Source organism: Burkholderia sp. Bp9004, assembly GCF_003858025.1.
In the GTDB taxonomy this organism is placed as follows: Bacteria; Pseudomonadota; Gammaproteobacteria; order Burkholderiales; family Burkholderiaceae; genus Burkholderia; species Burkholderia diffusa.
The window spans coordinates 178,492-200,580 of the sequence record NZ_QTQD01000007.1 but is presented as its reverse complement, the minus strand read 5'-3'; the positions used below and the strand labels follow the sequence as shown (position 1 = coordinate 200,580).

Annotated in this window: 20 protein-coding genes and 1 pseudogene; 4 read left to right on the top strand and 17 right to left on the bottom strand. The window is 65.2% G+C overall.

The genetic code is table 11. The features are described 5' to 3' along the window. Positions 1-158: 158 nt before the first annotated feature. A complete protein-coding gene (locus DIE08_RS36705) occupies positions 159-2,117 on the top strand; it encodes a phosphatase PAP2 family protein (RefSeq protein WP_124901922.1) in 1,959 nt (652 codons plus the stop codon). Between the two features lie 220 nt (positions 2,118-2,337). Then, a pseudogene (locus DIE08_RS11145) lies at positions 2,338-2,766 on the top strand (acetate--CoA ligase family protein); the annotation flags it as partial. 64 nt (positions 2,767-2,830) lie between these two features. Here the strand turns inward: DIE08_RS11145 and scpA are convergent. From scpA to DIE08_RS11095, 10 genes are read right to left on the bottom strand one after another with little or no spacing between them, the layout of a single operon-like run. Then, positions 2,831-4,972 carry a methylmalonyl-CoA mutase gene (scpA, locus tag DIE08_RS11140; protein WP_124901920.1) on the bottom strand — a complete coding sequence of 714 codons (2,142 nt, stop codon included), beginning with the start codon at positions 4,970-4,972 and terminating at the stop codon, positions 2,831-2,833. Next, a complete protein-coding gene (locus tag DIE08_RS11135; protein WP_124901919.1) occupies positions 4,969-5,802 on the bottom strand; it encodes a Pnap_2097 family protein in 834 nt (277 codons plus the stop codon). Before DIE08_RS11135 ends, scpA begins: the two co-directional genes overlap by 4 nt. 5 nt (positions 5,803-5,807) lie before the next feature. Next, entirely contained in the window at positions 5,808-7,109 is a 1,302-nt protein-coding gene (locus tag DIE08_RS11130) for an MSMEG_0569 family flavin-dependent oxidoreductase (protein ID WP_124901918.1), read from the bottom strand. A 56-nt stretch (positions 7,110-7,165) separates the two neighbouring features. Further along, on the bottom strand, positions 7,166-7,450 hold the full coding sequence (locus tag DIE08_RS11125; RefSeq protein WP_059599611.1) for an MSMEG_0570 family nitrogen starvation response protein: 285 nt from the start codon (positions 7,448-7,450) through the stop codon (positions 7,166-7,168). A gap of 9 nt (positions 7,451-7,459) precedes the next feature. Further along, positions 7,460-8,644: an MSMEG_0565 family glycosyltransferase gene (locus DIE08_RS11120; protein ID WP_124901917.1), complete on the bottom strand. Its 1,185-nt coding sequence runs from the start codon at positions 8,642-8,644 to the stop codon at positions 7,460-7,462. Then, the gene (locus DIE08_RS11115; RefSeq protein WP_124901916.1) at positions 8,641-9,627 is read right to left on the bottom strand and encodes a sll0787 family AIR synthase-like protein; all 987 of its coding nucleotides are present in this window, start codon (positions 9,625-9,627) and stop codon (positions 8,641-8,643) included. The genes DIE08_RS11120 and DIE08_RS11115 overlap by 4 nt, the downstream gene beginning before the upstream one ends. Continuing rightward, on the bottom strand, positions 9,624-10,184 hold the full coding sequence (locus DIE08_RS11110) for an MSMEG_0567/Sll0786 family nitrogen starvation N-acetyltransferase (protein ID WP_124901956.1): 561 nt from the start codon (positions 10,182-10,184) through the stop codon (positions 9,624-9,626). Before DIE08_RS11110 ends, DIE08_RS11115 begins: the two co-directional genes overlap by 4 nt. 2 nt (positions 10,185-10,186) lie before the next feature. Beyond that, the gene (locus DIE08_RS11105) at positions 10,187-11,257 is read right to left on the bottom strand and encodes an MSMEG_0568 family radical SAM protein (protein ID WP_059599701.1); all 1,071 of its coding nucleotides are present in this window, start codon (positions 11,255-11,257) and stop codon (positions 10,187-10,189) included. Further along, the gene (locus tag DIE08_RS11100) at positions 11,250-12,272 is read right to left on the bottom strand and encodes a Nit6803 family nitrilase (protein ID WP_059599702.1); all 1,023 of its coding nucleotides are present in this window, start codon (positions 12,270-12,272) and stop codon (positions 11,250-11,252) included. Before DIE08_RS11100 ends, DIE08_RS11105 begins: the two co-directional genes overlap by 8 nt. A gap of 19 nt (positions 12,273-12,291) precedes the next feature. Continuing rightward, positions 12,292-12,774: an MSMEG_0572/Sll0783 family nitrogen starvation response protein gene (locus DIE08_RS11095; protein ID WP_124901915.1), complete on the bottom strand. Its 483-nt coding sequence runs from the start codon at positions 12,772-12,774 to the stop codon at positions 12,292-12,294. Positions 12,775-13,155: 381 nt separating this feature from the next. Here DIE08_RS11095 and DIE08_RS11090 point away from each other — a divergent pair, with 381 nt between their 5' ends. Next, positions 13,156-14,547 (top strand): PLP-dependent aminotransferase family protein, encoded by a 1,392-nt coding sequence (locus tag DIE08_RS11090; protein ID WP_059599616.1) that lies wholly within the window; start codon positions 13,156-13,158, stop codon positions 14,545-14,547. A 498-nt stretch (positions 14,548-15,045) separates the two neighbouring features. On the opposite strand, the gene DIE08_RS11080 is transcribed toward DIE08_RS11090, so the two are convergent. Then, positions 15,046-15,900, bottom strand: coding sequence for a fucose-binding lectin II (locus tag DIE08_RS11080; protein WP_124901913.1), 855 nt, complete (start codon positions 15,898-15,900; stop codon positions 15,046-15,048). A 108-nt stretch (positions 15,901-16,008) separates the two neighbouring features. Continuing rightward, positions 16,009-16,398 carry a fucose-binding lectin II gene (locus tag DIE08_RS11075; RefSeq protein ID WP_124901912.1) on the bottom strand — a complete coding sequence of 130 codons (390 nt, stop codon included), beginning with the start codon at positions 16,396-16,398 and terminating at the stop codon, positions 16,009-16,011. A 299-nt stretch (positions 16,399-16,697) separates the two neighbouring features. Here DIE08_RS11075 and DIE08_RS11070 point away from each other — a divergent pair, with 299 nt between their 5' ends. Continuing rightward, positions 16,698-17,081 carry an AMP-binding enzyme gene (locus DIE08_RS11070; RefSeq protein ID WP_185715852.1) on the top strand — a complete coding sequence of 128 codons (384 nt, stop codon included), beginning with the start codon at positions 16,698-16,700 and terminating at the stop codon, positions 17,079-17,081. Between the two features lie 94 nt (positions 17,082-17,175). On the opposite strand, the gene DIE08_RS11065 is transcribed toward DIE08_RS11070, so the two are convergent. The 5 genes from DIE08_RS11065 to DIE08_RS11045 all read right to left on the bottom strand — a co-directional run bounded on the left by DIE08_RS11065 (position 17,176) and on the right by DIE08_RS11045 (position 22,052). After that, positions 17,176-18,507 carry an MFS transporter gene (locus DIE08_RS11065; protein WP_124901910.1) on the bottom strand — a complete coding sequence of 444 codons (1,332 nt, stop codon included), beginning with the start codon at positions 18,505-18,507 and terminating at the stop codon, positions 17,176-17,178. A 4-nt stretch (positions 18,508-18,511) separates the two neighbouring features. After that, positions 18,512-19,471, bottom strand: a complete 960-nt coding sequence (locus DIE08_RS11060) for an amidohydrolase (RefSeq protein ID WP_260436511.1) — start codon at positions 19,469-19,471, stop codon at positions 18,512-18,514. A 187-nt stretch (positions 19,472-19,658) separates the two neighbouring features. After that, the gene (locus DIE08_RS11055) at positions 19,659-20,339 is read right to left on the bottom strand and encodes a hypothetical protein (protein WP_124901909.1); all 681 of its coding nucleotides are present in this window, start codon (positions 20,337-20,339) and stop codon (positions 19,659-19,661) included. Positions 20,340-20,478: 139 nt separating this feature from the next. Next, a complete protein-coding gene (locus tag DIE08_RS11050) occupies positions 20,479-20,976 on the bottom strand; it encodes a cupin domain-containing protein (RefSeq protein WP_260436510.1) in 498 nt (165 codons plus the stop codon). Then, positions 20,952-22,052, bottom strand: a complete 1,101-nt coding sequence (locus DIE08_RS11045) for an alpha/beta hydrolase (RefSeq protein ID WP_260436509.1) — start codon at positions 22,050-22,052, stop codon at positions 20,952-20,954. Before DIE08_RS11045 ends, DIE08_RS11050 begins: the two co-directional genes overlap by 25 nt. Positions 22,053-22,089 lie beyond the last annotated feature (37 nt).

Sequence of the window (22,089 nt, the reverse complement as noted above, 5' to 3'; positions counted from 1 at the left end):
ACGGCAGAATCGATCGGGCCGCAAACGTTCAGCATCACGAATTCACCACATAGTGAACATTCGGGCGCATCGTCCGCGACCCGAAACAAATCCTTAACGGCTGCGTCACGATCGCCCACGACAATCCGCCATCTTCAACACTCAGGATGGAGTCTCGCATGTTTGCGTCACGAAGCCGTTTCCCGCTGCACGTCGCAGCGCTGTCGAGTGCGATCGTTCTCGCCGCATGCGGCGGCGGCGACGATGTCGCGTCGACCACCGCGACCAGCGCGGCCATGCCGGCACCGCCGGCCGACCCCGGTTTCGTCGACAGCGCGCCCGTGCCGAGCGTGCCGGCCTTCGTCGACAACATCGCGACCAACCAGCGCGGCGACGCGCGCTATGCAACGCTGTCGACCAACGCCGCCGTGCGCGTGGTGAGCCGCTTCCTCGACCTGTGGCAGCCGGCGACGATGCTGGTCGATGCCGGCGTGAGCGCGCCCGCCAACGGCGCGTTTCCGGCGATCTCGCCGTCGACCTGCTCGGGCCTGCCCGGCAGCGGCACGCCTTGCGGCACGATCCTGAACGACACGGTGCTCAACGCCAATGTCCAGTACGTGATCAACGCAACCACCGCCCGCACGCAGCAACAGGCCGACGCCGCCTACTTCGACGACCGGCGCGGCAAGGGCTACAGCGTGACCGACGGCATGGGGCCGCTCACCGACGCATGGCGCACCGCGGCCCAGCAGACGACCAGCATCACCAGCGTGCCCGCCGACGCGACGACGGTGCTGTACAACGATTCCGGCAACAACGTCGGTGTCGGCAGCAGCACGAACACGAACTTCGGCAAGGTCGTCGACCTGCTCAACGAGATGGGCAACAACGCGTCGACCGAGCCGTCGAAGCGCTTCTACAAGTATGCGCGGCCGTACCGCTGGAGCACGAGCGTGGTCGTCGCGCCGACGCTCGTGCCGGCGGAAAGCACGACGCCCGCCACCGACGGCGGCTTCATCAGCGGCCACACGGCCGAAGCGATGCGCGACGCGATGACGATGGCGTGGCTCGTGCCGGAGCGCTTCCAGGAGATGGTCAGCCGCGGTCTCGAACTCGGCGAAAACCGGATCCTCGCCGGCATGCACTCGCCGCTCGACGTGATCGGCGGCCGCATGCTCGCGCTCGCGATCAGCGCGGCGAACCTGACCGCGTACGCGAGCGACGCGCAGGCCGCGTATGCGCAGGCCCATCAGACGCTGCAGCAGCTCACGGGAACGACCGATACGACGTTCGCCGCCTTCGCGCACTCGGGCACGCCGACCACCGACCGGTTTGCCGATTACGCGACGAACAAGACGGCCTTCGCGCGCCGCATGACGTTCGGCTTCGGCACGATCGAATCGACCGGCGCGCCGCCCGTGGTGCCGAAGGGCGCGGAAATTCTGCTGCAGACGCGCTTCCCGTATCTGAGCGCGGATCAGCGGCGCGTCGTGCTGAAGACCACCGAAGTGCAGTCCGGCTACCCGGTGATGGACGACGCGGAAGGCTGGGGCCGCCTGAACCTGTTCGCCGCGGCCGACGGTTACGGCGCGTTCAGCGGCAACGTCGTCGTGTCGATGGATGCATCCCAGGGCGGGCTCAATGCGGCCGACCAGTGGCGCAACGACATCGCCGGCGCCGGCAAGCTGACGCTGCAAGGCACCGGCACGCTGACGCTCGCCGGCAACAACAGCTATACGGGCGGCACGCAGGTGAGCGGCGGCACGCTCGCCGCTGCATCGGCGAGCGCGTTCGGCACCGGTGACGTCTATGTCGGCTCGGGCGGCAGCGTACGGATCGCGGCCGCGTCGCCCGTGACGGTCGCGACACGCTACACGCAGCTCGACAACACGACGCTCGAACTCGATATCGACGGCAACGGCGGCGGACGGCTGCGTGTCGGCGGCCCGCTCACCGTCGCGGGCGGCACGCTGCACGTGAAGTTCGTGAACGGCTATGCGCCGAAGGCCGGCGACACGATCGCGCTGATCGACGGCGCGGCGGCTTCAGCGAAGTTCTCGACCGTGACGGTCGACGGGTTCAAGGCGACGCCGGTTTATACGGCGACGGGGGTGTCGATGAGGTTGTCGGCGTCATGATCCGGAGCGGTGCGCGCGGGACGCTCATCGCTTCGGACTTTCCGCCGCGCCGCGCCTGATGGGTGCCCGCATCCACGTGGATTGCACCCGCCCTCCGGAACAGCCCGGCCGCCATGCCGAACTGACTGACGGTCAGGCCGATATCGCGGTTCATCGTCAGCGCCGCGCAGCCGATGTTGGTGCGATCAATGTAGTTGAAGCAATTGCGGTCGACCTGGCCGACCTGCCGGCCGAGGCGCTCGACGAAGCGCAGGACAGGGCGCTGTTCGCGCGCTTCGGCATCCCGCCCGCGCGGGAACGCATCGTCCGCACCGCCGCGGATGCGGAGCAGGCTGCGCGCGACTTCGACGATCGCGTCGTGCTCGAGCGTCTGTCGAACCGCATCACGCACAAGAGCAATGTCGGCGGCGTGGCGGTCGGCCTGAGCGCGGGCGGGATCGGCGGGCGTCTCACGCGCATGCGCTGCGACGTCGAGATCGCGGCCGGCTTCGCGCCCGATGTCGAAGCGCTCGCCGCCGCGCTCGTGGCGTTCTCGCGGATGGCGCTTCAGCTCGGCGAGCGGCTCGTCGAAGCCGAGATCAATCCGCTGTTCGTGCTCGACGCCGGCCAAGGCGTGCGAGCGGCCGACGGCGTTGCCGTGCTCGCTTGACGCGGCTGCGGCCGATCGTTCGTGCGACGCAACCGCTGTCGCATGAACGGCCGGCCGTCCCGCGTCAGCTCGCGCCGTCCGCCGGGTGTGCGCATCGAGCCCGCTCGATACATGCGCAAAGCGCTTCGGCGATCGCGTCGAGCGATACGCCGGGCCCGAAAGTCGCTGCGACACCCTTCGCCTTCAGATGTCGCGCATCCGCGGCGGGAACGATGCCGCCCAACACCACCGGAATCTCGGCGCGATGCGATGCCAGTTCGTCGAGCAGTTCTTCGACGAGCTCGAGGTGGGCGCCCGACAACGACGAAATGCCGACGATATCGGCGCTGTGCGCCTGCGCTGCTGCCGCCACGGATGCGGGTTGCTGAAAAAGCGGCAGGCGAACGACGTCGAATCCGGCGTCCTCGAGCGCAGCTGCGACGACGGCCGCACCGCGGTCGTGTCCGTCCTGGCCGAGCTTGGAGATCACGATGCGCGGCCGGCGACCGGCCCGTTTCGCCAGCCGGTCGACGCGGCCCTTCGCCGCCCGCCATGCGGCGTCGCCTTGCCGATGGTCGCCGTAGACACCCTCGCCGTCCGCTTCCACCGCCGCGGCATGCCGCGGCCATACCGATTCGAGCGCGCGCGTACACTCCCCGACGGTCGCACGTGCCCGCATGCAGTCGATCGCCAGTGCGAGCAGGTTTCCGGTGCCGTCGCGCGCCGCATCGGCCAGCCGCCGCAACGCCGTCGCAACCCGCACCGGATCGCGCGCGGCCTTGACGGCTGCGATTCGCCGTTCCTGCCCGGCCCGAACATGACGGCCGTCCACCTCGCGCACCATGAACGCGTCCGTCGGATCGCTCGCGACGAAACGGTTCACGCCGACCACGGTCCGGCGCCCGGAATCGACCTGCGCCTGCGTCGCGGCCGCGGCACGCAGCAAGCGCCGTTTGACCCAGCCGGACTCGATTGCGGCGATCACGCCGCCCTGCGCGTCGATGGCAGCCAGCTCGGCGCGCACACGTGTCGCGATGCCGTCCGTCAGTGACTCCATCATGTACGAACCGGCCCACGGATCGACCGTGTCGCACAGTCCCGTTTCATGCTGCAGAATCAGCTGCGTGTTGCGAGCGAGGCGCGCGGCCGACGCCGAGGGCAGTGCAAGCGCTTCGTCGTACGCATTCGTGTGCAGCGACTGCGTGCCGCCGAACGCCGCGGCCATCGCCTGCGCGGTCACGCGAACGATGTTGTTTTCCGGCTCCTGTGCCGTCAACGACCAGCCCGATGTCTGGCAATGCATGCGCAGTGCGCACGCCCGGGGCGAACGCGCGCCGCACGCATGCGCGATCTCCGCCCACAGCAGACGCGCCGCGCGCAGCTTGGCGATTTCCGTATAGAAATCACTGCCCACGCCGAAGAAAAAGCTCAGACGGGAGCACGCTTCATCAGCAGGCATGCCACGTGCGGCCAGCGTGTCGACGTACGCACGCGCGTTCGACAGCGTCAACGCGAGTTCGAGCACGGCATCGGCGCCGGCTTCCTGGAAGTGATATCCCGACACCGACAGCGCATTGAAGCGCGGGGCGTGCTCCGCCAGCCACAACGCGACGTCTGCGACGATCCGCATCGACGGCGCCGGCTCGAAGATCCACGTATTGCGGACCATGTACTCCTTCAGGATGTCGTTCTGAACCGTCCCGCCGATCCGGGCGGGCGGCACACCCTGCTCCTCGGCGGCCACGACGAACGCCGCCATGATCGGCAGGACCGCGCCATTCATCGTCATCGACACGGTCGTGCGGTCGAGCGCGATGCCGTCGAACAGTCGCACCATGTCCTCGACCGTATCGATCGCGACGCCGGCCACACCGACATCGGCCCGCGCGTCGGCGCAATCCGAGTCGTAGCCTCGCTGCGTCGCCAGGTCGAATGCCACGGACAGCCCCTGCGCGCCCTGCTCGAGTGCCGTGCGAAACGCAAGATTGGAATCGGTCGCGTCCGCGTGCCCCGTGTACTGCCGGATCGTCCATGGGCGATCGGTATACATCGACGCGTACGGCCCGCGCACATAAGGCCATGCGCCGGGCATGCCGTCGAGATGCGCGACCGCTTCGAGATCGCGCTGCGTGTAGAGTGTGCGCAGCGGCACCGTCCGCGCGCCTCGGTCGTTCCGCGCGACGCTCTCCACGTCAGCGCCCGGCTCCATGATTGCCGCTTCGTTCATGCCCGGCTCCAGTGCTTTTGCGTGATCACGTCGGCAATCTTCGTCCCGTCGCTGTCGCGCACGATTTCGCTCCAGTGCAGCAAGCCCCCCGCATCAGGTCGGGCACGCAAGAAACGCACGGTCAACGCATCGCCGATGTCGAGATTTCCGTGAAAGTACAGTTGACGCGCCGCCAGCACCGGTGCGTGCGCGAAGCGGTAATGCTGCCATTCCGCGCGGTCGACGAATGCCTGGAAGCTGGCGAAGTACAGCAGGTCCGCGCCGTTGAAATCCATGTTCGGGCACGGCAGGAACGAGACGCTTGCGCCATCGTCCTCGGTGAGGCCGGCGAGCGCCGGTACGATCGACAAATCCCGCACCCGCACCTTCTTCGCCCGTTCCGCCATCGACAGCGCATCGGCCGGGACCGGTCCGGTGCGGCCGTCGACGCCGGTCATTCGCGCCTTCATCACCGAACGGTTGCTGCCGGCATGTTCGCGCGTCACGAACGTCGACATCATCCGCACGACTCCGGCTTCTTCGTCGCCGTGCCGGATCCGCTGTTCGCTGAAATGGCGAATCGGGCCGACCCGGTGAAGCGCGACATGAAGCGCGAACGTGTCGTTCTCGCAGATCGCTTGGCGGCGGTTCATGTCCACGCGCACCGCAACGAACGACGCGTAGGCACGCCGCCCCTCATCGTCGAAGAACTCGGGCACGTCGCGGCCGCTATGCGCGGCCAGCGCGTCCCAGTGGCGTTGCCCGCACTCCTTGAGCAGCCAGTTTTCCGCGAGCCCCGTGTGCGCGAGTTGCGGCATGCCGGCCCGATAGCGATGGATGGCGGTATGCATCGGCATCAGGCGGCCAGGCTTTCGGCCGAGCACCGCCCGGCCGTCATCTCTGCCTGGATCTGGTCGACGATATGGGCGGCATCGCGCGCAACCCCGGAGAATCGACCCGAACCCCACGTGTACAGCCAGGGCAGCCCGACGAAGTAGAGCCCCGAAACCGGCGTCACGCCGCGCCGGTGCGCGGGATAGCCGCGACCGTTGAAGACGGGCGCATCCAGCCAGCTGAAATCCGGGGTGAAGCCGATGCACCAGATGACCGATGCGATGCCGCTGGCCGCGAGATCGAGCGCCGTGCGCTCGCCGGCCGGACGCCACACGGGTTCGTAGCGCGTCGCCGGCGGCGCCGCGATCCGGTTCTTCTCGATATGGGCGTCGATGCCGGCGTTGATCCGGTTGTACGTATCGTCCGCGCTGTCGAGCCGCGCCGACAGATCCGCGGAAAATCGCAACTGTCCGTCCGTAAAATCCTCCAGCCGACCATACAGTTCCATCCCTTCGACGGCAAAGCGGCGCAGATCGATGTCGCGCCCGCCGTCGCGGCCGGTCACATAGTGATTGGTGTTGTCGCGCACACCTTCGCGCAGCGGATGCGCATCGACCGGCATGTCGTAGTACTGCATGTCTGCCAGCCAGTCGACGACGTCCCTGCCCCGGTAGAAACGGGCACAGCGAGGGGCATCGCCCACCGCGAGGAACACCTTTCGTCCGGCGAGGTGGAGGTCTTCCGCGATCTGCGCACCCGATTGTCCCGATCCGACCACGAGAACCGGTCCGTCCGGCAAGGCGGCCGGATTCCGGTATTCCGAAGACTGGATCTGCACGATCGATGCAGGAAGCCGCTCGGCCATGCGCGGCACGATCGGCCGATGGTAGCCACCCGATGCAACGACGACCCGATCCGCCGTGTACGTGCCGCGCGACGTCGCGATGCGATAGCGTCCGTCCGCGTCGCGCGCCACGCGCTCGACCGCGGTATGTTCCAGCACCGGTGCATCGACGCTGCGGATGAAGCCGTCGAGATATTCGACGATCTCGTCCTTCGTCATGAAGCCGTGCGGATCGGCACCGCGATACGGATAGCCCGGCAGCGCACACTGCCAGTTCGGCGTCACGAGACAGAACGCGTCCCAGCGCTGCTTGCGCCACGTGTGCGTCACGGTTTCCTTTTCGAATACGAGATGATCGATGCCTGCCTGCTTCAGGTAGTAGCTGATCGACAATCCCGCCTGCCCGCCACCGATGACGGCTACGCCGAGATGGGAATCGATATCCGGGAGGCTGGATGAAACAACGCTTTCGCTTGACATGATGCAGTCCTGAATGTGTGTTGAAGACGACAATGGATTTCCGTATGCCGGACGCCTCAAACGAGCTCGATGACGGTCACGGTCGCATCGCCCTGCGGCGCAAATCGTTCCGCGTGCGCTTCAATCCGTGCCAGCTCGTCCATCGCGGCCGAGCAAGCGAACCCGTATTTTTCGCGTACGCGATCGGACGCGATGCCCAGCGCGCGGCGGGCCCGCTCGACGAAATCGTCAAGCGCGTACTGCGTGTCGGGCGCAAAGAATTCCGACACGACGGTCGAAGGCGAATAGCAATTGGTTTCCGACTGGTCGGGCCAACGGACCCGAAAATGCATGACCGGCATGATTCCTCCTCACTCGGCGGACGATGCTTGCGCACGCTGCGCCAGCCTGTCCTGGTAGATGTCCAGATGCCTGCGCGCACTCGCTTCCCATGTGAAGCGGTTCAGCAGCGCGGGGACGGCATGTGCAAAATCCGGAGCACGCCGTCCCGAGAACGCATCGCACAGCGCGTCGGCGATCGAATCCACGTCGTCGGGATCGGCCCAGATGCACGCGCGCTCGTCCAGATACTCGGTAAAGGGGGCGATTTCCGACACGACGACGGGCTTTCCGCAGGCGAGCCCCTCGAGGACGACCAGACCGAACCCCTCCCGGATCGACACCATCGACACCACGTCGGCGCAGTGCATCAGCGCGATCAGCGCCGCGTCGTCCAGCGGCCCCGTCGGTACGACGGGTTCGTCGACACCGATCCCCAGCCCGAGCGCGGCGGCGCGCGCGACGAAACGGCGCGCATATGCATCGTGATCGAGCAGACTCGCGCCGCCCCCGATCACGAGGCGTGCCTCGGGCATCGTGCCGCGCAGCCGTGCGAACGCCTCGAGCAACGCGATCGAGTTTTTCCGCTGCTCGATCCCGCCGATCGCCAGGACAACCGGCGCGCCGTGCAGGCCGAATCGCTGCCGCACCGCCTGCATGTCCGCCTGGTGCGCACGAGCGAACCGGGCGACGTTCACACCGTTGGACACGACGCTTGCGTCGACCCCGAACGTGTTCCGCATCGTGGCGGCCCAGGCGGCGCTCACGCACAGCACCTGATCCGCCTCTCGCCACGCGCGCTCCTGCCAGCGTTCGAGCTGCGGGTCGTCGAATACGTCGAGGTGATGTACGGTCCGTACGAATCCATCGATTGCCCCTGACTGCTTCAGCTCGGCCAGTGCATTGCCCGTGATGCTGTCCTGTGCATGCAGAACGTCGAACCTGCTTGCGTCGTTCTCCAGCAAGGTGTGCTTGATCGCGGAAATTCGCGCGCGCAGCATTTCAGCGACGCTGCGCGGATGGCCATCGACGCGTGCCAGCACGACGCGGCACGGGACCTCGCGGAACATCGCCTCGCCCGGCGCGGCCGGCGCGAACACGGTGACGTTGCTTCCCGTTTCGTGCAGCGCACGGGCGAGTTCAAGTGCGTGCACGACACCGCCGCGCGGATTGACCGAGTGGGTAAGCAGCGCTATGCGCAACGTATCGCCGCTCATCGCACACCTCCGCCGACGCCGGTCATGAACGGTTCGATCCGGAAATCCCACATCATCGCGGTTTCGCCCGCTTCTTCGACGACGACCTCACGCGTTGCATCGATATCGCCGATCACGGCGCACGCGAGCCCGCGCGCCGCGAAGCGTTCCGCGATCGCGTCGGCATGCGCCGGCCGGGCCGACATCAGGAATCCGTAGCTCGGAAAGGCCGTCAGCCAGCGATCGAAGTCGACGCCGGGCGGACGCGGAATCGCGTCGAGCTCGATGCGCGCACCAACGCGCGAGCATTCGACGAGCATCAGCGCCGTACCGAGCACGCCCGCCATCGAGATATCCTTCGCGGCATCGCACAGCCCGTCTTCAGCCAACGTCGGCAGAATCTCGAGATCGCCACGCAGCCGGGCCGGCGGCGCGGCGACCGACGCATTCCAGAACGGATACGGCTCCTCGAATGCGCCGCGCAGGTCGACCGCCATCATCAGGCGATCGCCCGGCCGCGCACTGAAGCTCGACAGCAGCGCGCGCGCCCGGCCGACGATCGATACGGCCAGTTGCCCCTGCGCGCTGCGCGTGTTGCTGTGGCCGCCGACGATCGGCACGCCATACGCCGACGCCGCCGCGGCCATCCCGGCGAGCACGGGGCGCGCGGCGTCGATTCCGTCGCTCCACAATGCGTCGACGACGGCGATCGGCCGCCCACCCATCGCGTAGATGTCGCTGACGTTCGCCATCACACCGCTGTAACCGGCGAACCACGGCATCGACTCGACGAAATCGCCGACCATGCCCTCGATCGCAAATAGCAGGTAGCCGTCCGCGTCGGGAATCGCCGCGCAGTCGTCGCCGAGTGCAACGGCCTGTGCGAGATCCCGTTCGCCGTTCGGCAATGCTGCCGCGAGCGACGCCACCACGCCGGAGATGTCGTGCTTGTGCTGGAAGCCGCGGCTTGCGCGCAGCGTTGCGATGCGATCTTCGACACTCATTGCCGCCCCTCCGAGCGCAGGACGAAACCCTCGAACGGCGTGCCGCACGGCGGATAGTGCGCAAGCTGCGCCTGCATCAGTTGATGAGGACGTCCGAACAACGTTTCTTCGCCGAGCGAGTCCCAGTGAAGCCGACGAAACAGCGGCACGTTCTGCGCTTGCACGTGTGCGACGAAGGTCCGGCAACCTTCGGCATGCGCGCTGCTGACGGCCAGCGCGATCAGCATCGAGCCGATCCGGCCCTGCCTGCGAAACGCCGGATGCACCGCGAGCCGCGAACCCATCCAGGTTCCGGGCACGGTTTCATGAATCCGCACCGTGCCGACCACCTGCTCCGGCAGCCCGGCGCAGCAGCTGACCGCGACCAGCAATTGCGCGTGGCGATCGATATCGTCGCGATCGTCGCCGGCGAAGATCCCCTGCTCGATGCAGAACACCGCCCGGCGCAGCTTGTACGCTTCATCGATTTCCCAAGGAAGCTCCGCCCATTTGATCCGGTATTCGGCAGGCCGGTAGGTGTCGCGGCTGTCGGCCAGTCCCATCTCTGCGCAGTACATGCTCACCCCTCGTAGGTCGAAAGCGACGAGCAGGCGCCGCACTTTCCGCAGCCTGCCTTGATGTCGGCGGAGCGCATGCCGGCGTCGCGCAGCATGGCGCCGAGCGGTTCGAGCACCGCCCGCATGAAGTCCGGCGACGGCGCGGGATGACTCTCCAGCGGCGTGCCGCTGATCGGGACGAACGGCACCACGAACGGATACACGCCCAACGCGATCAGTTCGCGCGACATGTCGAGAATCGCGGTCGCGCTGTCGCCGAGCCCGGCGAGGATGTAAGTGCTGACCTGTCCGCGGCCGAACACCGCGACGGCCGCGCGGAATGCCGCCATATACCGGGACAGCGGCACGCTCGCCTTGCCTGGCATGATTCGTTCGCGCACGGCCGGCGTCACGGCCTCCAGATGCATGCCCAGCGTATCGATCCCGCTAGCCTTCATCCGGTCGAACCAGGCGTCGTCGTCGGGCGGCTCGCATTGGGCCTGGATCGGAAGATCGACCGCGGCCCTGATCGCGAACGCGCTTTCGCACAGCACGCGCGCACCGCGATCCGGCGTCGGCGGTGTGCCGGTCGTCAGCACCATGTGCTTGACGCCGTCGAGCAGGACCGCAGCGCGCGCAACCTCGGCGAGTTGTTCGGGCGTCTTGCGTGCGATCGTCCGGCCGGCCGCAAGCGACTGGCCGATCGAGCAGAACTGGCAGGTCTTGCGCCGGCTTTCGTAGCGAATGCAGGTCTGCAACACCGTGGTCGCAAGCACATCGGCACCATGCAGCGTCGCGATGTGCGAGTACGGCACGCCCTCCAGCGTCTGCAACGCGTAGAAGCGCGGGCTCGACGGAAAGCTGATGCTCGCGATCGGGATGGTGCCGCGCGAGAGCAGGCTGACACCCGCCGCATCGGGCGCCGCCGCGACGAACGGCGAATCCCACGCGGTGCTCGTGTGCACGGGCACCATGATGGTCACGCCGTCGACCGTCACGGCCTTGTGATCGGATGGTCCGGCGCCGCCGCGCCGGCTCGCGGCGCCAACCCTCGGATCCGCGAGGCGCAGCCCCACCGACTGCAATTCAGTCATCAATTGCCGGCTCTGCACCGACGGTTTCGCGTTCGCGCTCATGGCAATGTCCCTCGAAGTCGCGTGCGGCCGACCCGCTGATCCCCATCGGGGTCACCGTCGTCGCCGGCCGATCGTTGATGGCAAGACTCAGCAGCTCCGGCCGCGCATAGTGGCCAACCGAATCCATCATTCGCTTGCGCTTGGTGATCAGCGACATGTCCAGGTCGGCGATCACCATCCCTTCGCCGGCCCGCAAGGGTTCGGCCAGATGCTGCCCCTCTGGTGACACGATCGCGGTATTGCATCCGCCGCGCAGGGCTTTCTGCAGATTAGGATCGCCCGTGATCGACTCGATCTGCGCGTCCGTCAGCCAACCGGTCGCATTGACGACAAAGCACCCCGACTCCAGCGCGTGGTGGCGGATCGTGACCTCGATCTGTTCCGCGAAGATCGGGCCGACCAGCGAACCGGGGAACTGGCTGCAATGAATTTCCTCGTGCTGCGTCATCAACGCATAACGGGCGAGCGGGTTGTAGTGCTCCCAGCACGCGAGCGCACCGACCCGTCCGACACCGGTCTGCGCAACCTTGAGTCCGGCAGCGTCCCCCTGTCCCCAGATCATCCGCTCGTGGAACGTCGGCGTGATCTTGCGGCGCTTCACCGCGAGGCGCCCGTCGACGTCGAAGATCAGCTGCGTGTTGTACAGGCTGCCGTGGTCGCGCTCGTTCACGCCGAGCACGACCACCATCCCGTGCAGGCGCGCACGCTCGGCAACCGCATGCGTCACGGGGCCCGGCACCGCCACGGCCTGCTCGTAGAGCCGCATGTGATCGGCGCCGGACGCGACCGGCGTCCGCACGAACGAGAAGTACGGGTAGTACGGCACGAATGTTTCGGGAAAGACGATCAGCTGGACACCCTTGCCGGCGGCCTCGTCGATCGCCGCGCAGACCTTGTCGAGCGTGCCGCCGGCGCGGTCCAGATCGGGTGCGATCTGGACGGCTGCCGCCCGGACGATGCGTTTGTCGGACATGATGGCACCCGTCATTCGGTCAAACGGTCCAGGTGTGGATGATCAGCGCGTTCTCCTTGCGGTGAAGCAGCTGGATATCCAGCACGTCGAGCGGATTGATCGGTCGAATGCCCTCGATCAGCGACGCTTCGCCATGCCCGTAAAGCGCCTGCAGCGCAAAGCGGCACGCATAGACTTTCCCGCCTTCTTCCATGAACTTGACGAGTTGCTTGTTGAAGTTCAGGTGACCGGGAAATGCCTCGTCGCCCAGGGTCGGAAACCCGCGTTGCAGGCCGAGCGTCACGCCGGGGCCGTAGAGCAGCACCGACGTCTCGAACCCCTTGCGCTGCAGGCGCGTCGCCTGCAGGAGGTTCACGAAGCCGATCGATCCCTCGAACGCAACCGTGTGGAACGTCACGAGCGCCTTCTCGCCCGGTTCCGCCTTCACGTCTTCGAATACTTTTTCCTCGTAGTCGACGAGGAAATCTCCCTTCTTGTGCAGAGGCTGAATGACTGCGGGCATGGCACGCTCCGTCTGAAAATGAGTTGAGTGAGGTTCCCGGACGCTTTCGAATCCGGGCGAGCTCATTAACGCAACGCATATGCCAACCAGGCGCAGACCCGATGCAATCACTCTCCAATCATTCAATCGAAAAATGCCGCTGCAGTCGGTCCGATCCTTGCGTGCCCCAATTCGGATCCAACTGGAACAGGCCTGTCCGGGCCGAACGGCGCACCTGACTGATGCAGCGCGCGTGAACCGGTGCGCGTCTAGCGTGCATCGATGCATCAATCCGATACACGATGCGATCAATGCAATCAGTCGGCTTCGACGTGGCGATATATATATTTTCGATTAATGCGCCATGCTAACGTTTTGATGAATCGTCAAATGGAAACGGGTATGGATTACGCAATCCATCATTGGTCGAAGCGCTTGTTGGAAAGCAGGAAACCGGCCTATCTGCTGATCCCCGACCTCATCGAGGAAGACCTCGCGGCCGGCCGGCTGAAACCGCGCGACCGCCTGCCCGGGCTGCGCGATCTCGCCGGCGCGCTGAACCTGAACTACACGACGGTCGCCCGTGCTTATGCGGAAGCCCGCCGACGCGGCTTGCTCGATACACGGGCAGGAAGCGGTACGTTTGTGCGCGGCCCAACGCAAACGGTCCCGCTGTCGGGCGGCAGCAGCGTCGAGATGTCGATGAACATGCCCCCTGAACCGGCCGAGATGGTCGGCCGGCTGCAACAATCGGCAGCGGCATTATTCGCCGCAGCGGATCCTTACCAACTGATGCGATACCAGGATTTCGGCGGCACACCGGCGGATCGCGCCGCCGGCCGCGCATGGCTGGCCAATCGCCTGCCCGGCTGCAGCGGCGATACCGTGCTCGTGTGCCCGGGGATCCACAGCGCCCTCGTCGCGCTCGTCTCCCGGCTTGCGCGCCGCGGTGACTCGATCTGCCTCGATTCACTCGCTTACCCCGGCATCAAGGCCATCGCATCGCAACTGGGCGTGCAATTGCAGCCGCTGCCTCGGGACGACGACGGTCCGTTGCCGCACGCATTCGAATCGCTCTGCAGAAGCGGACAGCCCGCGGCGCTGTACTGCAACCCTACCCTGCAGAATCCGAGCACGCTCACGATACCGTTCAGGCGCCGCGAAGCGCTGGCCGATATCGCGATGCGCTACAGCGTGCCCATCATCGAGGACGACGCCTATGCGATGCTGCCGCAGAGCGCACCGCCACCCCTGGCGTTGTTGGCACCCGAACTGACCTATTACGTCACCGGCATGTCGAAGAACCTCGGCGCCGGGCTGCGAATCGCTTACCTGCTGGCGCCGACGGCGCGCGAAGCACAGCGTATTGCCGGTGCATTGCGCGCCACGACCGTGATGCCGAGCCCGTTCACGATGCTGCTGTCTACCCAGTGGATCAATGACGGCACGGCAAGCGAGATGCTGGCCGCAATCCGATCCGAGGCGCATTCGCGGCAGGCGATCGCTAGCCGCGTTCTCGGCGCATGGCCTTTCGAAGCGCATCCCGACGGTTTCCATCTCTGGTTGCCGATTCCCCGCGAGTGCCAGTGGACTGCGCCGGACCTGGCGCAATATCTGCGGAGTCGGAGCGTCGCCGCCGTGGCTAGCGCGGCATTTTCGACGGACGGCGACCCGCCGGCGGCGATTCGCATCTGCCTTGGCGGGCCGCAGGATCGGGAGCGGTGTCGGGACGGCTTGCAACTCGTCGCCGACGCACTGGCCGACGCACATCATCTTTACAGTGCGGCGATGTAGCAGCGCCGGGGTCGCGGATGGATCGCACGAACCGGACGCCGTGCCGCAGGTCAACGTGTCGCCCGAATGCGCCGCATGTCCCCGCTAGCTGGGAAGCTTCAATAGGTTGTATCGATGGTTCATCCGAACTGAGTCTGGGTTCCTGGAAGTCGTCAAACACTCAACCTTCCAGGAACCCAGCCGGATGGACACGCATAAGAATGCCCGACTCACTTTCGCGCATCGACATGAGATGGTTCAGGAGATCACCGAATCCGGTTCGAGTGTGCCGCCCCGAGTTTTGTGGAGGCTACAGCTCTTGAGGGAAATGGTATGGACGCCCCCTCCCGCGGCGTACGGTGGCGTCCAATTGGGGGCAATGGGCGTGGTGATTGGGAACGCAAGCTGCCGAAACCCGTACGGAACGCTCGATGCGGGAACGGCGCCTGCGTGACTCGGCCGTTCCCGCGGATCGCCACGCCGGACGGCGTGGCGATGTTCGCCTAATGCGGCCAACGCTTAGCCCAGCGGCCAGTTCAGGAACACGATGCCGTCGTTATAGTCGTCGTCGGTGCCGTCTTCCGAGCCGACGATCCCGAAGTACGACTTCTTGAACAGATCGACTTGCCGCGAGCCGAGCCGCGACGGCTTGCCGTTCACCGTCACGATCACGCGCACGCGCCCCTTGCCGGAGTCGAGTACCTTGGTGCCGAGGTTCTGATCCTCCACGCCCGCGCCCTTGAACGTGGCGGCGGGTTTCGGGTTGTCGTCGATATAGATGTCGATCGTCTGGTCGTTCGCCGCATTGGTGAGCGCGGTAACGCCGAACCGGGTGTTCGGCGGCAGATTGAAGACACCGTCGCGCTCGCCGCCGACGCCGATGTTGCCCGGGGCCGGGCCCGAACCCGTGCCCGTGCCGGTGCCGCCGCCTTCGCCGCCCGGATTGCCCGGCGTGCCGCTACCCGCCGACGACGACTGCCCAGCCGTGCAGCCGATCGCAGAAATACTCGCATACGAATCGATGTGCATCGCACTGCCGCGCACGCTTTTCCACTGGCCCTTCACGAGCGTGACGCCACTGCCGACGTCGATCGTCGCGACCAGCGTGAACGGCATGCGGCCCGTAATTTCCGGCACTTTCGACGAGTAGCTGAAGCAGCCGTCCGCGACGACGCCCTTGTCGGTCGCGATCGCGAAATAGATGCCGGGAAAGTTGTTGCCGGTCGCGTACGGCGTCGGCACGTTGAGGGTGACCAGAAGCTTGCCGTCGCGAATGTCGGCATTCGCGATGTCGATATGCAGGCCGGGGATGTCGACGTAGGTTTCGGACGTCACCACGGGTGCGCTGGTGATCGACGCTGAAAGAAGAGGCATGGAAGTCTCCGATGATCGGTGATTATTTGTTGAGGTGGATGCGCGGCACGCCGTCGAACGACGCACCGGCTCGCTGGCCGGCGGGCTGGCCGCCGATCGCGCGTCAGATCAGCCGATCGGCCACTGAAGCACGACGATGCCGTCGTTGTAGTCGCAGTCGTGGCCGTCTTCCGATACGACGATCCCGAAGTTGACCGTGAACGGCAAACCGTCCGCTTTCTTCCCGTTGATCGGCGCGAGCCGCGCGTCGGTGGCCGACGGCTTGCCGTTCACCGTCACCTCGAAGCGGAGCTTGCCGTTGCCGGAATTCAGTTTGGCTTCGCGCGGGCCGTCGCGCGTCGTCAGCTTGTGATACGCGGCCGGTTCATTGCTGTCGCCGATAAACAGCTTGGTGTGCCGTTGCTCAACCGCATTCGCAAAGAAAATCGCGCGGAAATCGGTGTTGGGCGGAATCGAAAAATCGCCGGCGCGGTTGGAAGACGTTTGAGGGTCGGCCATGAGTTCCTCCTGAGCATTGTCGAACAAGGTATTGCATCGTGCCGCGCAAACGTTTGCCGTTTGAAATGCGGTTCGAAAATCATGCCGAAAAATAAATAGAAAAATATTCGATTGAGAATGATTATTGTTCTATAAATTGAAAATGAAGTGACGTCGATTTAATGAATCGATATCAATGCGACCAATTGGATATATTCTCGAAACGAGATTGTTGGTTGTGTCGATTTGTTGAGTGATACATGTTCGCACGGCGGCGCGGGGGGCGGATAGGCAGGGCAATCCGGCTTCAGAGCTGGCGCGTGGTGCGCGCAGATGGCAGCGTGTTGTTTCAATATCGGCATCTCTGTCGTGGCCGCGCCACCGACCACCACCGAACACCTATCCAGCAGCACCCCGCTGTCGTCGACGTGGCCGCCTACGCGGTGAAACCCGATCTCTCCGAGGACGAAATGGCCGTGAGTGTCATTCTGAGAGACGGCCATGCGTTACCCGATGCTGAGCTGATTGCCTTCTGTGCCACAAAGATGGCGTATTACATGGTGCCGCGTTACGTGAAATTCGCGTCCGAGCTACCGCTCAATGCAAGCCAGAAGATCGAGAAGTTCAAACTGCGTCAGCAGGCGGCCGAATTCCCCGAAACCTTGTGGGATCGCGAGAAAGCCAGCGTTTCGGTGGAACGCTGAGGTTCCGGCGAAGACGCGAATGCCGATTCTTCGCGCCTTCAGTCGTTCGCTTCTGAATCGAGGCCTGCGCACGCAGGCTTCATCCGAATATGCGTCAGTTGCCGTTCGTCTCTCCGGACGATTCATGTCGCGTATAGACCGCAAGACCCCACGTCAAAAGCGCGGCGAGCGCGAGCGACACCGACATCGCCAGCATTCCCGGTGCATACGAATGCGTCGTGTCCTTGAGCACGCCGACCATCCACGGGCCGACGTAGCCACCGAGGCTGCCCATCGAGTTGATGAACGCCATGCCGCCCGCCGCCGCGATCCCGGTCAGATACCGCGACGGCAGGCTGTAGAACGCCGGCCGCGCCGCGCTCAACCCGATCACCGCGAACACCATGCCGACGAGCGCAGGCAGCAGCGACGAAAAAACGACGGCGAATATCAACCCCGCGGCGGAGACGACGCACGCCAGCGCGAGATGCAGCAGGTGCCTGCCGTGACGCTCCATCAGCCTGGCCCACACGATCATGACGACCGCGGCGACGAGATACGGCACTCCCGACAGCAGGCCCACCGAGAACGTCGACAATCCGTGCCCCTTGAGCATCAGTGGCAACCAGATCGCAATGCCGTTGATGCCGATCCAATAGCAGAAGAGAATGCCGACCATCAACCAGACCCTCGCGTCGCGGAGCACGGCGCCGAAGTTCCTTTTCGGCAGTTCGGCCGATTCCCGGGCCAGGACTTCGGAGAGCGCCGCCGATTCCTCCCGCGTCAGCCAGTCGGCCTGTTCCGGTCGGTCGCGCAGGAGCCACAGGGTCAGCAGGCCGAGCAGGCACGCAGGCAACCCTTCGACGATGAAAAGCCATTGCCAGCCCTTGAGCCCCCCTGCCCCGTCCAGTTGCATGACGAACGCCGCCAGCACGCCGCCCACCACCGACGACAATGGAATCGCGACCAGAAACCACGCCAGCACGCGCACACGCCACGCTTTCGGAAACCAGCACGACAGATAGAACAGCACGCCGGGAAAGAAGCCCGCTTCGGCCGCACCGGTCAGCACGCGAAGTACGTAGAAACTGGTCGGCCCCTGGATGAACGCACAGGCGGCCGACAGCAGCCCCCAGCTGATCATGATGCGGGCCAGCCAGCGCCGCGCGCCGAACCGATAGAGTGCGAGATTGCTCGGCACCTCGAGCACGCAGTAGCCGACGAAAAAGAGACCGGCGGCCATGCCGAACTGGCTACCGGTCAGGCCGAGATCGCGGTTCATCGTCAGCGCAGCAAAGCCGATGTTGGTGCGATCGATGTAATTGAAGAAATAGCCGATCGCCAGCAGCGGGACGAGACGGATCAGGTTCTTGCGCAACGCGCGCTGAAGCGCGGCGTCTTTCGTCACATCCGGCCGGTCGTGCGCAATGGAGAGCGTCGATGCCATGGGTTCACCTGAATCCGAAGAAGTGAGCGGGATTGTCGACCAGCATCTGCATGCGGCGCGTCTCGTCCGGCACGATCCGTGCGATCAGATCGACCAGGTCGCCGTCGTCCGGCATCGGATGGCTCAGGTTGACGTGCGGCCAGTCGCTGCCCCACAGAACGCGCTCGGGCGCGTGTTCGGCAAAGCGGCGCGCGACAGGCAGCGTGTCCTCGAATGGCGCCCCGGCCTTCGACATCCGGTCTGCGCCCGACAGTTTGACCCAGACGTTTCCCGTATCGAGCAACGCACACAACGCCCGCACTGACGGACTGTCCGCCCCTTCGTCGATGTCGAGACGCGCCATGTGATCGATGACCACCGGCATGTCGAGCGAACGGATGAACGGCGAAAACTCGATGATGTCCTGCCCGGCCACGTGAATCGCCAGATGCCAGCCGAGCGGCCTGATGCGCGCGGCAACCGTCCCGACTGCATTCAAATCCGGACGGCCGCCGAGATGCGCAAGGAAGTTGAACCGTGCACCGCACACCCCATTCGCGTCGTACTCCGCGAGGAGCTCATCGGAATCGCCCGGCCGAACGAGTGCGACACCCTTGTAACGCCCGGCTCCGTCACGCAACGCGTCGAGCATCGGCCGATGATCGAACCCATGGCCCTGGCTCTGTACGATCACGGCGCGCGAGAAGCCGATGCGCTCGTGCAGTCGTCGCAACGCAGTTTCGGGTGCCGCAGACGGATCGAAACTGCGGTCGTCGGGCAGCGGATAGCGGTCGAACGGCCCGAACACATGACAATGCGCGTCGCAGCTGTTTGCCGGCAGGCGCAAGACCGGGCGGCGCGGTTCCGCCAGCGGCGGCGGAGAAAACTTGAGTGAATGCCCCGAGGAATTCGGAGAAGGCATGGTCATGTCGACAGATTCCTTGAAGGTAGGCGAAAGGTATGGGTACCGCACCGGAGAACGCATCGTTGGGCGCGCGCGTGTGGTGCGAATCCGGCATTCATACGCACGTAGTCGGGCGCGAGATTGCGCGTGTCCGATCGAGGCGATCGAGCTGTGCGATCAAGTCTTGACTGGCAGTTCGGAATCCTGTTTTCAAGGCCGAACTGGTTGCAGATCGGGCACGCCGATCCGGCACAAACCCCATCTGCATTTACGGGTCGGCTGACAGGCCGACATCACGCAGGTACGGCGCATAGACATTGAATACCGTCAGGGAGTGGCCGGCTGCGCCCCGGCGCGTCGCGTCGAGAAGTGCGTGCTCCAAGGGCGCGACGAGCGCGACAATGAACCATGCGATGCCTGCCGGTACTGCGCTTTGATGCGGGCCGTCGCGCGTCGGCTGAGCGCGTGATTCGAAAAATCCGCGAAGCTGAAGCACCTCGTTCGACGAGGCCAGTTGGCGTTGCAGCCCCCCGGCGACATCCAGCGCGTCGCCATGCGTCTCGACCGGAATGCCCATCACGACGAGCCGCGAAGTTTCCCATCCGGCATGCTGGGTCGCCGTGGTCTCGGCAAGCGCCGTGGCCACGACGCGGCGTCGGCCCACCGTGCGCGACAGGATCCGGCGTGTCCAGGGCGTCGATTGCCTGCCCGACATCGAGCGATACGCGTCGCTTCGCAGCACGTCGACGCTCGCCAGATCGTAAAGCGCCATCCAGCGGGGCCACCCGTGCACACATACCCATCGCGAAGCCGCGATGCATCCGGGCAGCGATCGGCGCTGGGGGAAATGCTCGGTGTCATACCAGTCGTTGAACTCGTCCTCGAGATCGGACGGTGGTTCCATCATGACCATCAACATGGCGCTCGGCAGCGTCGTGGCATCGTGCAAGCTCGTCTCCTGTTTATGCCAGTCACTGTGAACACTTTTCCCGGGATTGACCAAAACCTTTTATCGATAGAAACCTATAACCGGAATGAATAGGTCCGCACAGATCTGCCGTATGCGGACCGTCTCGGCAAACGTCGAGCTATTTGGCGGGCGGCAGGTCGACCTCGAGAAACACCGCCGGAACCGAGCCGGTATTGCGCAGCGCGTGCGCGCGCGGGCCGGAAGTGGTGTAGGCCTGACCTGCCAGCGCTTCCCGCGGTGCCGGGGCGCCGTCGAGATACTCGGTCACGGTCCCGCTCAGAACATACGAGACGGACGGCCGATCGCGATGGCTGTGCATCGGTAATACGCCGCCGGGCTGTATGGTGACTTCGCGCATTCGCAGCTCGCGACTGCCGGCCGCCGCCAGGAACTCGGCGCTCAACGGGATCGACCCGAGCGTCTTCCCGTCGACGCCGACCCGCTGCGAGGGCAGCGCCTGCGCATGCGAGATGCTCCAGCCCAGTGCCAGTATCGCGCCGACGAGAGGGTGCCAACGCAACTTGTCCAATTTACGATGCATGATCGATTCCTCAAATGGTCTTTCATTACCCGAATGCACGCGCGCACGCATCATGGCATCGTCTTCGCGATCCACGAGTGGATCACGGCGGCGACGTCCAGGTTGTTTTTTTCCTGCATCATCAAGTGCCCGTTGCCGTGAATGCCTATTGCGTCGAGGCGCACGAATGTCGTCTTCACACCGGCCTGTTCGAGAAATGACGCCGTACAGTGGTCATAGGGCGCGTGATAGGACGCCTCGCTGGTCAACACCAGCACCGGCACATGCTGAAGATTCACGAGCTTGCGGGCTGGCTCCTTCTGGAGCCAGCATTTCGTCAGATCCCTTCCGTCTGGTGTGTCCTGCTGTTCGATCGCCAGCTGCGCCGGATCGGTGACGGGCGGGTCGTACTGAACGGGAATGTTCGTCAGCCCCCACGCGAGTTCGGGTTTCGCTTGCGTGGCGTTCTGGAACGGCGGCCCCGACGGCTCGACCGATACGATCCCCTTGACAAGCTGCGGCCTGGCGTCGGCAATCGACCAGCCGAACAGGCCCGCCTGTGAATGGACGAGCAGGATGGCGGGTCCGATCTTGTCGAGCAGCGCGGCCGCCGCATTTTTGACGAGCAGTTCACTCTGCACGTTGTCGGCAAGCGACGGCACGAGTGCGGCATAGAACGCATCGAACACCGGGTCGCCACGCCGCCCGGCATCGGGCCATTGCATGTGCTTTTCCGCCTGCGGCCACCCCTTGTCGCGCTCCGGCGACGTAAAGAGGCGCTGCGCCATCGCGACGTCGGTCACCCGAAACCGGTGATCGGCGTCCGTCGACCAGGACGAGCGGCCGCGATCGGGCTGATCGACCATGTAGACCACGTAACCCTGATCGACAAAGTAGTCGGCCCACCCTTTTCGCCCGTCCGCCGTGCTCATCCAGTTCGTCGCCGTCTGGCCGAGGCCGTGAAGAAACACGATCGGATACCGATGCGTGATGCGTGCGGGCGCCCAGCCCTCGACATACATTTGTCCGTCCATTGTCGTCTTGCCGTCCTTCTCGACATACCGCCCGCCGACATAGAACGACGCATGCCGCGTGACTTTCGTCGGGATGAACTGCTGCGGGCCGAACTCCGCCGCCGACGCCATACCGCCTGCGGCGGACGTGATCGCCACGGCAGTCGCCAGGCAGGCCAGCGTCCGGCATCGTCTG

What these genes read in the sequence shown, in the direction of transcription:
- DIE08_RS36705 (WP_124901922.1), top strand. Translation starts at nt 159, where the DNA reads ATGTTTGCGTCACGAAGCCGTTTCCCGCTGCACGTCGCAGCGCTGTCG.
- scpA (WP_124901920.1), bottom strand. Translation starts at nt 4,972, where the DNA reads ATGAACGAAGCGGCAATCATGGAGCCGGGCGCTGACGTGGAGAGCGTC.
- DIE08_RS11135 (WP_124901919.1), bottom strand. Translation starts at nt 5,802, where the DNA reads ATGCATACCGCCATCCATCGCTATCGGGCCGGCATGCCGCAACTCGCG.
- DIE08_RS11130 (WP_124901918.1), bottom strand. Translation starts at nt 7,109, where the DNA reads ATGTCAAGCGAAAGCGTTGTTTCATCCAGCCTCCCGGATATCGATTCC.
- DIE08_RS11125 (WP_059599611.1), bottom strand. Translation starts at nt 7,450, where the DNA reads ATGCCGGTCATGCATTTTCGGGTCCGTTGGCCCGACCAGTCGGAAACC.
- DIE08_RS11120 (WP_124901917.1), bottom strand. Translation starts at nt 8,644, where the DNA reads ATGAGCGGCGATACGTTGCGCATAGCGCTGCTTACCCACTCGGTCAAT.
- DIE08_RS11115 (WP_124901916.1), bottom strand. Translation starts at nt 9,627, where the DNA reads ATGAGTGTCGAAGATCGCATCGCAACGCTGCGCGCAAGCCGCGGCTTC.
- DIE08_RS11110 (WP_124901956.1), bottom strand. Translation starts at nt 10,184, where the DNA reads ATGTACTGCGCAGAGATGGGACTGGCCGACAGCCGCGACACCTACCGG.
- DIE08_RS11105 (WP_059599701.1), bottom strand. Translation starts at nt 11,257, where the DNA reads ATGACTGAATTGCAGTCGGTGGGGCTGCGCCTCGCGGATCCGAGGGTT.
- DIE08_RS11100 (WP_059599702.1), bottom strand. Translation starts at nt 12,272, where the DNA reads ATGTCCGACAAACGCATCGTCCGGGCGGCAGCCGTCCAGATCGCACCC.
- DIE08_RS11095 (WP_124901915.1), bottom strand. Translation starts at nt 12,774, where the DNA reads ATGCCCGCAGTCATTCAGCCTCTGCACAAGAAGGGAGATTTCCTCGTC.
- DIE08_RS11090 (WP_059599616.1), top strand. Translation starts at nt 13,156, where the DNA reads ATGGATTACGCAATCCATCATTGGTCGAAGCGCTTGTTGGAAAGCAGG.
- DIE08_RS11080 (WP_124901913.1), bottom strand. Translation starts at nt 15,900, where the DNA reads ATGCCTCTTCTTTCAGCGTCGATCACCAGCGCACCCGTGGTGACGTCC.
- DIE08_RS11075 (WP_124901912.1), bottom strand. Translation starts at nt 16,398, where the DNA reads ATGGCCGACCCTCAAACGTCTTCCAACCGCGCCGGCGATTTTTCGATT.
- DIE08_RS11065 (WP_124901910.1), bottom strand. Translation starts at nt 18,507, where the DNA reads ATGGCATCGACGCTCTCCATTGCGCACGACCGGCCGGATGTGACGAAA.
- DIE08_RS11060 (WP_260436511.1), bottom strand. Translation starts at nt 19,471, where the DNA reads ATGCGTTCTCCGGTGCGGTACCCATACCTTTCGCCTACCTTCAAGGAA.